Source organism: Neobacillus massiliamazoniensis (genome assembly GCF_001048695.1).
Taxonomy (GTDB): domain Bacteria; phylum Bacillota; class Bacilli; order Bacillales; family Cytobacillaceae; genus Neobacillus; species Neobacillus massiliamazoniensis.
The window spans coordinates 682,261-697,946 of sequence record NZ_CVRB01000001.1 but is presented as its reverse complement, the minus strand read 5'-3'; the positions used below and the strand labels follow the sequence as shown (position 1 = coordinate 697,946).

Genomic DNA, 15,686 nt, shown 5'->3' with positions numbered 1-15,686 from the left:
GCAGAAAGAAGAGGATTTCCCAAAAGGTCTGTCACTTTGTTTTGGAATATCCTCTTATATACATTGGAGGTATTAGAAAATGGTATGGCAAGATATAGTAGTCCGTTTGTTTGTTGCGATTTTGGCAGGAGCTTGTATTGGATTGGAGCGCCAATGGCGGAACCGAATGGCAGGTTTAAGAACAAATGCACTTGTTTCATTAGGAGCATGTTTATTCGTCTTATTATCTGTCATGACTCCAGGAGAACAGAGTCCCACACGTATTGCTGCGCAGGTAGTAAGTGGAATTGGTTTTCTAGGAGGAGGAGTCATAATTCGAGAAGGCTTTAGTATTCGTGGATTAAATACAGCCGCTACCTTATGGTACGCTGCTGCAGTAGGTACTCTTATTGGTGCTGGGTTTTTAGACGCAGGTATTATTGCGGCATTTGGAGTTGTGATTGTGCATATTTTACTCCGCCCTATGGCATTATTTATGAATACCAAAGCACGAGTTCAAATGGCAGAAGATATTAATTTTATGTTATCAGCAACTTGCTTTGATAAGGATGAGTCACATATTAGAGTTTTGTTAATGCATATGGTTCATACCGAGGGAATTGGTTTAAATGAATTATTTAGTGAAGACATTGAAGAAGGAAAAAAAGTGATTGTCCGGGCATTTTTACATTGTGATCCCAAAAAAGCTACGATTATGGAAAAAATAGTGAGTCGGTTAAGTTTAGAGGCTGGTGTAACAGCTGTAGGATGGAAATCCATTGTAGAACAAGAAGCCGATTGATTAGTATGGTAATTGCCAAGAATTAAAAAATAGGTCATTTCTGAAGATACAATATCAGAAATTGACCTATTTTTGTTGTTGAAATGAAATGATCGAGCAAACTTTTATTCTATTTTTCAACTTCGATTCCAATTTAAGAAAGCAACCTAGCTAAACCGAATGCTACCGCAGCTGCTAAGCCACCAACAACCGCAGTTTGGATGGCACTTTTCCATGGCTTCGCGCCAGTAAATCTGCCTTTTACGTATCCAAAAACTAGTAGAGCTAATAAGGTGACGATAACAGATACTTTTAAAGCTGAAGCAGGGTGGTGGATAAAAAAGTAAGGCATTAAAGGGATTAACCCCCCAACAATATAGGAAATAGCAATTGTAATGGCACTGTTTCTTGCCCTGCTTGGTTCCTGTTTCTCTAAACCGAGCTCGAACCTCATCATGAAATCAACCCATTGATCGGGATTTTTTCTCATCGTCGAGGTAATGGATTTGACTTGTTCTTCTTCAAGTCCGTATCCTCTAAATATTTCAGCTACTTCTTCTTCTTCTCTATCAGGAACTTCTACTACCTCAAGTTGTTCACGCTTTAGTTCATTTTCATAATGTTCATCGTCTGTCTTACCAGCTAAGTATCCTCCAAGCCCCATCGCGATTGATCCAGCAGCGATTTCGGCAGAGCCTGCCGTTAATATTAAAGTAGTGGTGTCAACTGCTCCTGATAAACCTGCAGCCAGTGCAAATGGAACCGTCAAACCGTCAGACATACCAATGACAATATCACGAACAAAATCTGAACCCATGAAATGCTTCTCAACATGATTATGTTGTGGCATTATTTACACCCCTAAATTTTCAATGAAATATTTACCTTTAATCTAGCACTATAAATTTAGAATTTCAACGCAGTGATATAAGACTTTTAAAAAAACTGAGTAACAATTTTTCTGCGAGAATAAGTTAATATAAAAATCTATGCTTGAATCTACTCGAATTATTGGAAAATTCACATAAATAAAGTATAATTAATCGAGTAAGTAGAGAAGGAGATGAGCTGAGAATGACGAGTTTGAGTACAGAGAATAAAGGTTATTTTGGGGAATTTGGTGGTAGTTTTATTCCTGAGGACCTTCAGGAAGTAATGGATCATTTAGAAGAACAATTTTTACGGTATAAGGATGATCCGGAATTTCAGGAAGAATTTAAATATTATTTAAAGCAATATGTCGGACGGGAAAACCCGCTCACTTTGGCTGAAAACTTAACGCGGAAAATAGGCGGGGCGAAAATTTACTTGAAACGGGAAGATTTAAACCATACAGGTGCACATAAAATCAACAATGCTATTGGGCAGATCCTCCTTGCGAAAAGGATGGGGGCAAAAAGAATCATTGCCGAAACAGGAGCCGGGCAGCACGGGGTAGCGACCGCGACAGCCTGTGCCATGTTCGATATGGATTGTGTGATTTACATGGGAAAAGTGGATACGGAGCGTCAGGCACTAAATGTTTTCCGCATGGAATTACTGGGTGCAAAGGTTGTTCCCGTGGAAAAAGGTCAGGGCCGCCTAAAGGATGCGGTTGACGAAGCTTTGGGAGATTTGGTGCAAAACTATAAAAATACTTTTTACCTGCTTGGCTCTGCAGTTGGGCCGCATCCATATCCAACGATGGTTAAGCATTTCCAGTCGGTCATCAGCGAAGAGTCAAAACGCCAAATCCTTGAGCAGGAAGGGAAGTTACCTACTGCAGTCATTGCTTGTGCTGGCGGGGGAAGCAATGCCATTGGGGCATTTGCTCACTATATCGATGAAAAAGATGTGCGGCTGATTGGGGTTGAACCGAAGGAAGCCCCTACTTTAACTGAAGGTGTGCCTGCCGTCATCCATGGATTTAAATGTCTCACCTTGCTTGATGAGAAAGGTGATCCGAAGCCAACCTATTCGATTGCTGCCGGTCTCGATTACCCGGGTGTCGGTCCTGAACACAGCCACCTAAAGGTTAGCGGCCGAGCTGAATATGTGACAGTTACAGGACAGGAAGCTTTAGAAGCTTTCCAGCTTTTGTCTAAAACAGAAGGAATCATCCCAGCTTTGGAAAGCTCTCATGCCGTGGCCCATGCGATAAGCTTGGCAAAAGAGTTATCTAAAGATGATATTTTGATTGTTAATTTGTCAGGTCGTGGGGATAAGGATGTAGAGCAAGTATTTAAAATGTTAAAAAATAACTAACATAAACCTAATTTTTAAACTTTTACCCGAATTTCGGACACACATCATTAAGTGTTTGAAATTCGGGTTTTTATGTTCCATTTATTTGCTGATGATAAAACCTACATAAAGTGAAACTTCCATCATTGGGGTGGCTTCATCCCCCAATGATAGTTAGTTGAACCAATCGGTCTTTTACGGGCAGTAAGACCCTACCTATCTTCTTCGCTTCTCTCTCAATCTTGAGGTGGGGTCTTACTGCCCGTTAATGCGGGATAAATAACATGAGCAGCTATCAGCAGCTGCTCATTTTTAAAATTTAATAGTTTTCCTTTTGGAATTGAATCATAAACTCTCTGAATGCCTGACACCCTTTAATTGGGACGGCATTGTATGCTGACACGCGGCATCCGCCAATCGAGCGGTGCCCGTTTACTCCTATAAATCCTTCTTGTTTTGCTTTTTCCAAGAAACTCTTTTCTAATTCCGGTGTTTTTAAGTTAAAGGTGATGTTCATAAGAGAGCGGTAATCTTGTTCAGCGTGACCAAGGTAGAAACCGTTACTTGTATCAATGACGTCATAAATAAGTTTCGCTTTTTTCTCATTCAAATCAGCAATCACATCTAGTCCGCCCAGCTCCTTTGCCCAGTTTAGAACCTCACTTAGCATATAAATACCAAAGGTAGGAGGTGTGTTATATAAGGAATTATTCTTCGCATGCGTGCTGTATTTTAGCATGGTTGGGATTTGTGTGTTCGCTTGTTCAAGAAAATCCTTGCGAATAATGACCACAGTTACCCCGGACGGGCCGAGGTTTTTTTGAGCACCAGCGTATATGAGTGCAAAATTGTTAACATCAATCGGCTTAGAAAGAATATCACTTGACATGTCTGCAATTAACGGAACTCCTCCTGTGTTAGGGAACTCCTTCCATTGTGTGCCGTAAATTGTATTGTTGGAGGTAATATGCAAATAGGCATCATCTGTATGATATTGTAATTCCTTAAGCTTAGGGATGCTTCGATAATTTCCGTCTTTCGTGGAGGCTGCATAATACACTTCACCCAATAATTTTGCCTCACTGAATGCCTTCTCAGACCAAGACCCAGTCATCACATAAGCAGCTTTTTTCTCTGCCTGTAAAAAATTCATCGGAATCATTGAAAATTGAAGACTAGCTCCTCCCTGTAGAAAAAGGACTTTATAATCATCCGGAATAGACAATAATTCTCTTAAACTGTCAATCGCGTGATTATGTACCTCCTCATAGGCTTTGCTGCGGTGGCTAAGCTCCATAACAGACATTCCAGTACGGCGAAAATCTAGCAATTCTTCCTGCGCTTTCTCTAATACGGAAAGGGGCAGAGCGGATGGCCCAGCATTAAAATTATAAGCACGATTTACTTGTAGTTTCACTTTTCTCACTCCCAAATTTAATATATTTGAATATAACATATTTTTCAAAATAATGTACCTTTTCAAAAAAATAAAGGAGTTTTTTTCGTATTTGGTATCCTAATAGAGTGTAAAAGGCCATAAACTAAAGGAATCCCACCAATGAAAGAATTAGTGGGATTCCATTTAGTTTATGTTTTGTTCAATCCGTATTTTCTCGAGTAATGCTCGGCAGCCATCTGAAATAAGCGTATAGGTTTCTTCAAAATCACCTGTGTAATATGGATCAGGGACATCTTTATTGTGTTCAGTTAGGTCTAACAGTCGGATAATTTTAGGATGATTAGGCTTACCAGTTATCTCGTAAATATTCTTAGTATTGCTTTCGTCCATACCGATAATGTAGTCGAACTTTTCAAAGTCTTCCTTCGCTAATTGGCGACCGACAAGTCCATCAGGTGAGATGTTATATTTTTTTAAAATAGCAAGAGTTCCTTTATGTGGAGGAGACCCAATATGCCATGAGCTTGTTGCCGCGGAATCAACCGCTACTTTGTTCGTTAAATTTTCCTTTTTCAGTAAGTCGCGAAACAAAGCTTCAGCCATCGGGGAACGACAAATGTTTCCAAGGCATACAAATAAAACGTTGATCATGTCTTTAACTCCTTTTATGTAATCTATTAAGTAGTTTACTTAATATGAATGATTTTAGTAAAGTAGAATGCTGCATAAATTGAAGAATTGGATTAAAGCTGTGGGAATGTAAGATGTACCCTATAGAGTAGACACTTTAAAAAGTCTTCCTTTAAGGAAGGGGTTCTGTTTTCGAGTATAAAATATTAAAAACATTAGAAATGGGTTACTTATTAAAAAGGGATTTTGGTGTACCAAATTGCACTTTAAAAAGTACTGTTACATAAATAAGGCCTTCCCCAAATGGGAAAGACCTGTGCGGATATTCCATTACATATTTTCCTTAACCTTCGAGATAGAGGTTTCCTGAGTTACATTACCTTTTCGTTTAAGTTTATTCCAACCAACGGTTACTCCCTTCATTGCCGAGAAGATGGATTTTATCACGACATAAGTCATAAGCTGCTTGTACAAGATTCGTTGTAGAAACAAGGAACCAAGTGGTTTAGGATCTTCTTTCTCCAATTTGAACGCATAAAGGGAAGTTACGAAATCTAGCATGTAAAACAGTATATATCCAATGGCTGCTTTTCCAGGGTGCTCACCAAAAAGGGCTATAACGAACAATATATCTGCAATTGGGGATATCGTTTGATAAATATATTGGAAAAGCCACATGTTTGGAAGACCGATATATCCTAATGATTTATGTTTTTTATTGAATAAAGCATCCCGATGTTTCCATAAGCATTGTAAAGTACCAAAAACCCATCGGTAACGTTGCTTTGCCAGACTTTTAATATCTTCTGGCACTTCTGTAAAAGCATAAGCCTTTTCTTCAAATTCAATCTTTTTCCCTTGGCGTAAAAGAGTAAGAGTGATATCGGTATCTTCCGCCAGTGTATCCTCTTTAAAGTATCCCGCATCTTCTACCGCCGTCTTTCTCCATGCACCGATCGCACCTGGTACAACGGTAATACAATTGAGGGCGGCAAAGGCCCGTCTCTCTAAGTTAAAGCCTGTAACATATTCGATATGCTGCCAGTTTGTGAGGAGGTTCCCCTTATTGCCGACCTTAACATTACCTGAAACAGCAGCAACATTTTCATTTTTAAAATGGTTAACGAGCAGAGAGATTGCATTTTCAGCAATAAGTGTATCAGCGTCAAGTGCAACCACGATTTCCCCTTGTGCTTCTTTAAAACCAAGATTTACAGCAGAAGATTTTCCTCCATTGGTTTTTTTAATTAATCTGATGAGAGGATTATCTGGATAAGTTTCTTGAACAACATCAGCAGTATGATCCTTTGATCCATCGTCGATAATTAGTACCTCAAAATTCCGATAATCGCTGGATAAGATAGAATCAATCGTTTTGCAAATTACTTTTTCCTCGTTATAGGCAGCAATCACGACACTTACAAAGGGTGTAAAGCCAGGGTCAATCAGAGTCTGTTTATAACTTTTTACTTGCTTTCTAGAAAGGAAAACAAAGAGCACCAGGCGCAGGATTCCTAAAATGATAGCTGAGTAGAACAGAAAGCTTAAACCTAAACGCCAGCCTTGTAAGACCTTAAATACAGCCTTGTCATAGACAAAATAAGTGCTGTCCTGATTAGCAGGGGGCATAATCTGACTATCACTTTTTCCTATAAGATGACCAACGGTGGTAAAGGTGTAGCCGCGCTTTTTAAGTTCTTTAATAATAATAGGCAAGGCTTTTACCGTGTTGGAGCGGTCACCACCGGCATCATGGAGCAAAATCACATTTCCATTTGGCAGTTGGTCCAATACCCGCTTCACAATTTCATTACTAGAAGGTTTTTGCCAATCATTAGGGTCTATTAATTCACCGACCATGGTGTAACCCATATCCTGTGCCCGCAAGATCGGCAGTAGTTCGCTCCTCGTGTTCGGTTCCGCATCTGCCACATAAGGAGGACGGAAAAGATTCATTGAATGACCCGTAATTTCCTCAAATAAACGCTGATTAGCATTTAGCTCCATTTTCGTTTGAAATGGTGTGGTGGATGCAATATCAGGATGGGTAAAGGTATGGCTCCCTATTTCATGACCTTCCTTATACATCCTTTCAATCAGTTCAGGATGCAGTTCAGCATTCCTTCCAACCATAAAGAAGGTCCCTTTTATATGATTCTTGTCCAAAATGTCCAATATTTGTGGAGTATAGATTGGATCAGGTCCGTCATCAAAGGTAAGGGCGACTTCCTTTGTTTTCGGTTTACCATAACGAACCACTTCAAAAGGCTTTGGCAATGTTGTATAGGTTTCTTCTTGGATAATACCATTTGAATTGGATTGAATCGTTCTTTTACCGTTTTCTGGTTGAGAAACGATTTTTAATATCTCTCCAGCACCTGTATAGTGAACAAGTTCAGGACTGACCAAGGTTTTCATGGCATTTGCTGGATTTTGTATTTCCTGTGGTTTATTAATGAAATTCCAGATAGAAGGATCTTCAGAACCAAGACGCCAAATCGCTATTCCTTTTGATCCACTATCTATCGCTACCTTCATTTGATTATAAAATGTAGCTGCATCTAAAAACCAAACAATATGTTTCTTTCCGTCTATTTTGTAGCGCAAATAAGGGTTGCCTGCTTGCTTATTCCAATAAATTTGGAGGTTCGTACCAATACCTAAGTTCAGGATATCCCCGAACGTCATCGTATCTGCGGGCTGATTAGAGTTTTCTTCCCAGTCGTAACCGTAGCTTCCTAAACTCAGAATCAATTTTTGGGATGGAATATGAAGCTGGTTTAAGCTTTCTTTTACCCAATCAGATGGAGCGACGGGTCCCGGTTTAGTCAGGGAGGTGTGCTGGTCATATAGCATGACAATCATCCTATCAACATCAGTTGCTAAAGAAGCATAGTTATAACTATTGTTCATTGGCGGGATATCCATTGTTACCATAAGACCATGCTGATGAAATTGCTCTGATAACTTACCCATAAATTGAGTGAAATTAGCTTTATCATTTTCATTGATATTTTCAAAGTCAACGTTGATACCGTCAAAGTTATTTGTTCTCACATAAGCCAACAAATTTTTAATAAAAAGATCTTCAGCACCGGGAGTAGTAAATACCCGGTGAAGAGTTTCTGAATCCCATTTATTATTAATATAATTATTAACTAATGGGAGAATCTTGATATGATGTGCCTTTGCCTCCAAAGAAATAGAAGAGTCAGTGCTCGATTTAAAGGTAAGCTCGGGAGTAAGCTGCAGCCACTCAGGTATTAAAGTTGTGATAGAATTGATATTTTTTTTAAAAGAAGTTTTGCTGTTTACATCCCAATTAACGTAAAAACCGAAAACTTCTTGTTTGCCTGCCATTTGATTATTGTTCCGTTGACCATTATCTTTTTGAATAAGAGGGGAAGGATTGATATTTTGAAGTTGTGAAGCAAGTTGTTCTTCACTTAAACGTTGATTAATTGGATCGATCCCACTCGATGCTGCCCTTTTATTCAATTGCAGGCCGGGTAACACCGGGTCTGTATTAAGGCTTTCAATAAAAATAATGGATACTAAAACAATAAATATAGTAAATCCTGCACTTATTCGTTTAATAATTGACCAACGCCGTTTGGCTGGGTCAAGAAAAACATGTTCTTGCTTTCGCTCCTTTTTTTTAAGCCCTAAATTGTAAAACCAATGGAAGAAAAAATAACAGACAAGACCGATTCCTCCCCCAAGAATTCCTATTGCAATGCTTGGTGAAAAATGCATTTTATGATTGATGGTAGAAAATAACCAGGAATTCATACTAGCCAGTGTTGGAAAGTGTTCTTCCAATACATGTAAATTCAGGAAGGGCAAATGACGAATCATAGGAATAAAAATCGGAATTAGCGTTCCAAGGAATAAGGCAACAATATTAAGACGAAACAAAAGCGAAAGAACGAGCAATAATGGAATTCTTAAACTATATAAAGGCAAAAAGCTCAGGAAAAAACCAAGTGAACTCGCAACAGCTCCTCCACTTCCCGTGACAGGTGCAAACCATGATCTAACAATCCACCTAAAAACTCGATTCACTAAGATGCCTCCTTATAGGTGTATATGTCGAAAAATGTATAATTGAATTTTAATAGTTTGATTTTATATTATTAAAATTTGTAAAAGTATTACATTCCGGTGATGGAAACCTTTAACTGGAAAGTCTAACATGAATAGCCTATATCAAGCGTACCGATTTTTATTCGACAAAAAATGAATAACCACAAAAAGGTTAGTTAATCATTTTTGAATTTTGGGGGTAGGCTGAAAATTTTTTAATGGTATCGGAGTACATTTTTGGTGTTTATTATCACTTTTGATTGAGCAGCTATGAGAGAGGCGTTGTGAAAAACTACTTTTCTTTTTTGTATAGACAATTATAGGGTAAGTCACCTTTTCTTTATGGAGACAAAGCAAACGAGAGTAATCGACAGGGCAGAAAAAGTGAGAAAATACCCCCATAACCATTTAGAGGTAGACGAAATCTTGTATTGTAATTGTGCACAAATAGATACGAGGGGAAAAATATGAACAAATCAACTAAAGGAGCCCTAACTATGGTGTTAGTGGGAGCCCTTACGTTTTCTGCGGCCAACGCCTTGTTAGCCGATCATTCTTTTAAACGATTGTCGAAAGGGCATGTATCATCCAATTCAGAACACAAAAAAATAGCGGATAATATCAATCAAACAGATAAATCGGTGAAAGATCGAACATTAATAACGGATGTAATAGATGCTCAACCCACGCTTTCTAATAATATTACTACTCCCCAAGCGACATTGAAAAATGGAAACAAGAGTGATCAAGACACAGCCATGATTCAAAAGAATCCGACGACAATTAGTGCTACTTCAAGGACTGCCAGTACACCTGCACCTGCAGCTGTACCTGTTACTAAAACATTACCTGTAACTAGCACAGCACCTGTAACTAGCACAGCACCTGTAACCAGCACAACACCTGTAACTAGCACAACACCTGTAACTAACGTGGCACCTGCTAGAAACACTAAGTCGAATTCAAAAACCACTGCAGCGGCAACGAAAAGCAAGAAATCAGCTTCCGCGACTGCACCGACGACCCCAACGATGACAACCAACCATGGAAAACAAGTTTCTCAGGCCGCAAAATACAAAGCTGCGAGCCGTTAAGGATAAAAAAAAGTAATGCTATAAAAAGGATCGCCAAGAAAAGGCGATCCTTTTTCATTATCTGAAGGGACTGTAGTTTTTATCTTGCTTTTTGTACTTTCTATTTCATCTCTTTTATTTAAATGCCGAAAAAATTATCCAGGTAGTTTAAAATTAGTCCTATATCATCAGTATAATTTTATAAAAAAGTGTCACATTTTTTAGATTCCATCATATATTAACTTCTGTGTGAGAAATGAGTTAGGAAGGAAGAGCGAAGGATGAATTTTGAGAAAATGATTACGATTAGCAATAAAGACAATAAAGATGGTTTTAAGATCATTGAAGTCAATGTATCATATCCAGTTGAAAGTATTTATTCTGTATGTACTCCTGTTAAAAAGCAATAGTGAGTTTAAAAAATTATTGATAAAGTAAAAGAGACTGACTAATGATGGTTTATTTGTGAACATGATTAGTCAGTGTCTTGAAGGGGATATAGAGATACTTTGACCTGGAAGACGCATCTTCCGTAGAAGGGCTCTAGATTCCTGAAAAATTGAAATTTGCCTAATTTGGGGAAAGTAGAAGGGCCCTAGATTCCCGAAAAAATGAAATTTACCTAATTTGGGGAAAGTAGAAGGGCTCTAGATTCCCGAAAAATTGAAATTTGCCTAATTTGGGGAAAGTAGAAGGGCTCTAGATTCCCGAAAAAATGAAATTTGCCTAATTTGGGGAAAGTAGAAGGGCTCTAGATTCCCGAAAAAATGAAATTTGCCTAATTTGGGGAAAGTAGAAAGGCTCTAGATTCCCGAAAAAATGAAATTTGTCTATTTAGGGGAAAGTAGAAGGCCTTTAGTTTCCCGAAAAAATGAAATTTATCTATTTAGGGGAAAGTAGAAGGGCTCTAGATTCCCGAAAAAATGAAATTTGTCTATTTAGGGGAAAGTAGAAGGGCTCTAGTTTTTCGAAAAAATGAAATTTGCCTATTTAGGGGAAAGTAGAAGGCTTTTAGTTTCCCGAAAAAATGAAATTTATCTATTTTGGGGAAAGTAGAAGGGCTCTAGATTCCCGAAAAAATGAAATTTGCCTAATTTGGGGAAAGTAGAAGGGCTTTAGATTCCCGAAAAAATGAAATTTGTCTATTTAGGGGAAAGTAGAAGGGCTCTAGTTTCCTGAAAAAATGAAAACCCTAATTTGGGGAAAGTAGAAGACCACTAGTTTCCCGTTAAAATGATTTTTTCCTGATATCAGTAATGTAAAAGAATATCCCAATAATCCTAATTTTGTTTAAACATTAAGTGAATCCATAAAGAACTCGATCTTCAGCTTTCCATAGTGAAGATCGGGTTTTTTGTATTTCTGAATTTTTAGCGTATGATATGCGTGTTTTTATGTCGGAACCCCATTGCCATCAAGTTAAGAAATTCTTTGTTACCCAAACAAAAAAATGAGATGAACCCTTATAAAGATGTATTCTAAAAGTTGATTCTGCAAGTTTAATTTGTTTCAGAGGGAAGTCGATATACAATTTTTATAAATTTTTAAAGGGAGTGTTCACTCCCTTTAATTTAAAATCAACTACATAGTTTGCTCTGATTAAAGACTAGCCTGCTCAAGCACCCCTAGTATAGATAGTAACTTTTGCTTCGTATCGAGATCTGTAATAACGCCTTCTTTATTTAATTTCAAACCGATGTGTGGGATCATCATCGTTCCACCTTCTACAATCGCGGCATTGATCATTTTTAGGGTAAGCAGAAGTGAAGCATGCGCTTTATCACCGCCCATAGGGGATGGTGACGCACTGATTAGCGCTGTAGGTTTATTCATAAACTCGCCTGAGGATACGATCCAGTCCAGTACATTTTTTTAAACGCCAGGCACACCGTTTCCATATTCCGGTGTACATATAAGCACACCGTCTGCCTCCTTAAGCTGTGTCCTCAGATCCCCAACAGAAAGAGGCCCATCGTCGACATCGATATCAGGGTTAAAATGCGGAAGGTCACCCAACCCGCCATAGATGGTAAATTCCATGTTTTCTGGGATAATGCGATAATGGCTTTCATTAATGCTGTATTGGAGGACTTTTGACGAAGACTCCCCGATATAGCCAATATTTTAACGGTTTTTTCCATTTTAAATTCCCCTTTCCTAATATAGATATTGCAAGAAAAATGATATTCATTGAGAAATAAGGCTATGATTGATTGCAACTTGAATCAATATTACCATAGTCATCCAATGCAGATAGAACATTTTGCATCATAATCGTATTGATTTTTAAAAAGGAGCAACTAAGATATTTTCAACTTAATAGAGGGCACAACCATGATTATAAAGTCAATCTAACAATGTGTTCCTTACCCAAAACCGCTATCCTTTTACATCATTAAAAAAGGGTAGCGTTTTTTATTTAAGCTACGGAAACTGTCCACTTTGTCGCGAATTCTTATCTAAGCTTTTCACTGGAACGGAATAATTGTTGGGGAAAAAATGGGCATCTTGTCGTAATTTGCAATTAAATGACATGTTTTGGTATTATGCCGTTTGAGTAAGGGCAACATATTTATTACTTATGTGAATAACACAACTTACATCGAAGGGGAAATGAAAGTGAATAAATGGATTCGATATAGTAAATTTTCTATCTTGAGTTTGTTGGGCACAGTGCTTTTGGCTGGTTGTGACAGGAGTAAATACATTGTTCTTGACCCAAAAGGACCTGTTGGTCAACATGAGTTAAATTTGATTATTATATCTACCATTTTATGTGCAATTGTTATCATTCCTGTTTTGGTCATCTTTGTTTATATTTTAATTCGTTATAAAGATAGGCCAGGAAACAATGCACCATATCAACCTGAATGGGATGATAGCAAAGTGCTGGAAGTGGTTTGGTGGGGAATTCCAATTGTGATTGTAGCGATTCTTGGTTTTTACACAGCTCAAACTGCTATTAAGGTATCCAAGCCTCCTGTAAAGGATGTTAAACCGGTTGTTGTTCAAGTAACTTCAATGGATTGGAAATGGTTGTTCACGTATCCTGGTCAAAAGGTCGCGACGGTCAACTATGCGGTCATTCCTGCAGGGGTTCCCATTCAATTCGTTTTAACCTCTGATGCGCCGATGAATTCATTCTGGGTACCACAGCTTGGAGGTCAAGAATATACGATGCCTGGTATGTCAATGGGATTGTGGCTTCAGGCAAATAAAGTAGGGAATTATTTCGGTTCCGGTGCTAATTTTACCGGAACAGGATTTGCCCATATGCACTTTAGGGTAAAAGCTGTAAGTCAAGCGGATTTCAATAAATGGGCAGCTGATTTGAAGAAAAATTCTCTTCCTCTTACAAACGCTGGCTATAAAGAATTGTCAAAACCAAGCAATGTGAAAGAATTAAGCTTTTCTTCCTTTCCTAAGAATTTATATGAAAACATCGTAAATAAAAATGGCGGAACCTATTACCACCATATGCACCATATGGGTGAAGACATGCCTATGCAAAAAACAAAATGATTAAACAGGAGGAAATGATTCCATGAATACATCGCATTTTTTTGTAACTGGCGACCCAATGATTTATGGCGCAGATGTTTCCATTGTTTTGGCAGTGGTGGCGATTGTAGTCTCCCTTACTTATTTAAAAAAATGGGGCTGGCTGTGGAGAGAATGGCTTACAACTGTTGACCATAAAAAAATTGGTATTATGTACCTTTTAGCTGCTTTGCTGATGCTCTTCCGCGGTGGGGTAGATGCAATTTTAATGCGTTTACAGCTGGCAGTTCCAAATAACCGTTTTTTAGCTTCTGACCACTATAATGAAATTTTCACAACGCATGGAGTCATCATGATTTTATTTATGGCAATGCCTTTTATGTTTGCCTTATTTAATATCGTTGTTCCGTTGCAAATTGGTGCCCGTGATGTTGCCTATCCATTATTAAATGCAGTTAGTTTTTGGTTGTTTTTTATTGGTGCCATGCTCTTTAATATCTCCTTTGTGATTGGTGGATCCCCAAGTTCAGGCTGGTTATCGTATCCTCCTTTATCTGAAAAAATGTTTAGCCCAGGTCCGGGGCAAAACTTCTGGATTTGGGGCATCCAAATTTCCGGTATCGGCAGTTTGGCAACTGGGATTAACTTTGTCGTAACGATTTTAAAAATGCGCGCCCCATCCATGCGCTTAAGGGATATGCCATTATTTACATGGTCCGTTTTATCTTCATCGATTGCCATTTTAGGTGCATTTCCTATCCTTACCGTTGCATTAATCATGTTAACGATCGACCGATTACTTGGAGGACACTTCTTTACCATAACGGCAGGCGGTAACCCAATGATGTATATCAACTTAATTTGGATGTGGGGTCACCCTGAAGTTTACATCGTTGTCTTACCTGCTTTCGGGGTATTCTCTGAGGTCGTAGCAACATTCTCTAAAAAACGGATCTTTGGCTACGCCTCCATGGTCTATTCGATGATTGCAATCGCCGTAGTTTCTTACTATACATGGGTACATCACTTTTTTACAATGGGTGCCGGAGTTGATGTGAATATTGTCTTTGCTATTTGTACGATGATCATCGCCATTCCAACTGGTGTGAAAGTTTTCAACTGGCTGTTTACGATGTACCGTGGCCGTGTGACGATTTCGCAACCCATGCTTTGGATGGTTGCGTTTGTTCCATGTTTCCTTGTCGGCGGTGCAACTGGGGTTATGCTTGCGGCAGCACCTGCAGACTATCAATATCACAATAGTTACTTCTTGATTGCCCACTTCCACCAAGTGTTAATCGGTGGTGTTGTGTTCGGTTATCTAGCAGGTATGTACTATTGGTTCCCAAAAATTTTTGGATTTGAATTAAATGAAACGCTCGGAAGATGGGGTTTCTGGTTATGGCAAATCGGTTTCTATGTATGCTTTATGCCGCAATATGCTCTTGGCTTTATGGGGATGACTCGACGTCTTTATACGTATAACCAATCTGCTGGTTGGGATATGGGCTGGGCTCCGCTCAACTTCATCTCTTCTATTGGTGCGTTCTTGATGGGGATTGCCTTCATCATCCAAGTTTGGCAAATTCTTTATAGCATTAAATATGGTAAACGTGATGTAACAGGAGATGCTTGGAATGGTCGTACATTAGAATGGTCGATTCCTTCTCCAGCACCATTATACAACTTTGCTATCATACCTGAAGTTAAAGGCCGTGATGCTTGGTGGTATAAAAAAGAAGAAATGCGGCAAGAAGGATATAAAGAAGAAACACCAAAATACGAACCGATTCATATGCCGAAAAATTCCGGTATTCCTTTTATCATGTCATCGTTATTCTTTATTGCCGGATTTGGATTTACGTTCGAATGGTATTGGATGGGATTTGCAGGATTGATCGGGGTTGCAGTCACTTTATTTGTACGATCATTCCAATATGATACGGATTATTATATTCAAGCTGATGAAGTTGAACGAACGGAAAAAGCTTTAAGGAATCCAACTTCGATTTAA

General features: G+C 38.6%; 10 protein-coding genes and 1 pseudogene. 6 read left to right on the top strand and 5 right to left on the bottom strand.

The genetic code is table 11. The features are described from left to right. The first annotated feature begins 79 nt into the window (after positions 1–79). A complete protein-coding gene (locus BN1082_RS03385; protein ID WP_090630857.1) occupies positions 80–781 on the top strand; it encodes an MgtC/SapB family protein in 702 nt (233 codons plus the stop codon). Positions 782–914: 133 nt separating this feature from the next. On the opposite strand, the gene BN1082_RS03380 is transcribed toward BN1082_RS03385, so the two are convergent. Next, positions 915–1,610: a VIT1/CCC1 transporter family protein gene (locus BN1082_RS03380; protein WP_090630854.1), complete on the bottom strand. Its 696-nt coding sequence runs from the start codon at positions 1,608–1,610 to the stop codon at positions 915–917. 224 nt (positions 1,611–1,834) lie between these two features. On the opposite strand from BN1082_RS03380, the gene trpB reads away from it, so the two are divergent. Next, positions 1,835–3,004 carry a tryptophan synthase subunit beta gene (gene trpB / locus BN1082_RS03375; RefSeq protein WP_090630851.1) on the top strand — a complete coding sequence of 390 codons (1,170 nt, stop codon included), beginning with the start codon at positions 1,835–1,837 and terminating at the stop codon, positions 3,002–3,004. Between the two features lie 298 nt (positions 3,005–3,302). Here the strand turns inward: trpB and serC are convergent, their stop codons facing one another. The 3 genes from serC to BN1082_RS03360 all read right to left on the bottom strand — a co-directional run bounded on the left by serC (position 3,303) and on the right by BN1082_RS03360 (position 9,077). Continuing rightward, positions 3,303–4,400: a 3-phosphoserine/phosphohydroxythreonine transaminase gene (gene serC / locus BN1082_RS03370; RefSeq protein WP_245640295.1), complete on the bottom strand. Its 1,098-nt coding sequence runs from the start codon at positions 4,398–4,400 to the stop codon at positions 3,303–3,305. Between the two features lie 165 nt (positions 4,401–4,565). After that, positions 4,566–5,033 (bottom strand): low molecular weight protein-tyrosine-phosphatase, encoded by a 468-nt coding sequence (locus BN1082_RS03365; protein WP_090630848.1) that lies wholly within the window; start codon positions 5,031–5,033, stop codon positions 4,566–4,568. Between the two features lie 309 nt (positions 5,034–5,342). After that, positions 5,343–9,077 (bottom strand): trifunctional glycoside hydrolase family 18/polysaccharide deacetylase/glycosyltransferase family 2 protein, encoded by a 3,735-nt coding sequence (locus BN1082_RS03360; protein ID WP_090630845.1) that lies wholly within the window; start codon positions 9,075–9,077, stop codon positions 5,343–5,345. 488 nt (positions 9,078–9,565) lie between these two features. Between BN1082_RS03360 and BN1082_RS03355 the strand changes: the two genes are divergently transcribed. Next, positions 9,566–10,192, top strand: a complete 627-nt coding sequence (locus BN1082_RS03355) for a hypothetical protein (RefSeq protein ID WP_090630842.1) — start codon at positions 9,566–9,568, stop codon at positions 10,190–10,192. A gap of 260 nt (positions 10,193–10,452) precedes the next feature. Continuing rightward, positions 10,453–10,581 carry a hypothetical protein gene (locus BN1082_RS28480; protein ID WP_281176985.1) on the top strand — a complete coding sequence of 43 codons (129 nt, stop codon included), beginning with the start codon at positions 10,453–10,455 and terminating at the stop codon, positions 10,579–10,581. Positions 10,582–11,770: 1,189 nt separating this feature from the next. On the opposite strand, the pseudogene BN1082_RS03350 reads toward BN1082_RS28480, so the two are convergent. Then, positions 11,771–12,312: pseudogene (locus tag BN1082_RS03350) on the bottom strand (NADPH-dependent FMN reductase). Between the two features lie 472 nt (positions 12,313–12,784). Here BN1082_RS03350 and BN1082_RS03345 point away from each other — a divergent pair. Together BN1082_RS03345 and BN1082_RS03340 are read left to right on the top strand one after the other, a co-directional pair. Next, entirely contained in the window at positions 12,785–13,693 is a 909-nt protein-coding gene (locus BN1082_RS03345; RefSeq protein ID WP_090630839.1) for a ubiquinol oxidase subunit II, read from the top strand. Between the two features lie 22 nt (positions 13,694–13,715). After that, complete coding sequence (locus BN1082_RS03340) at positions 13,716–15,686, top strand: cbb3-type cytochrome c oxidase subunit I (RefSeq protein ID WP_090630836.1); 1,971 nt, start codon at positions 13,716–13,718, stop codon at positions 15,684–15,686.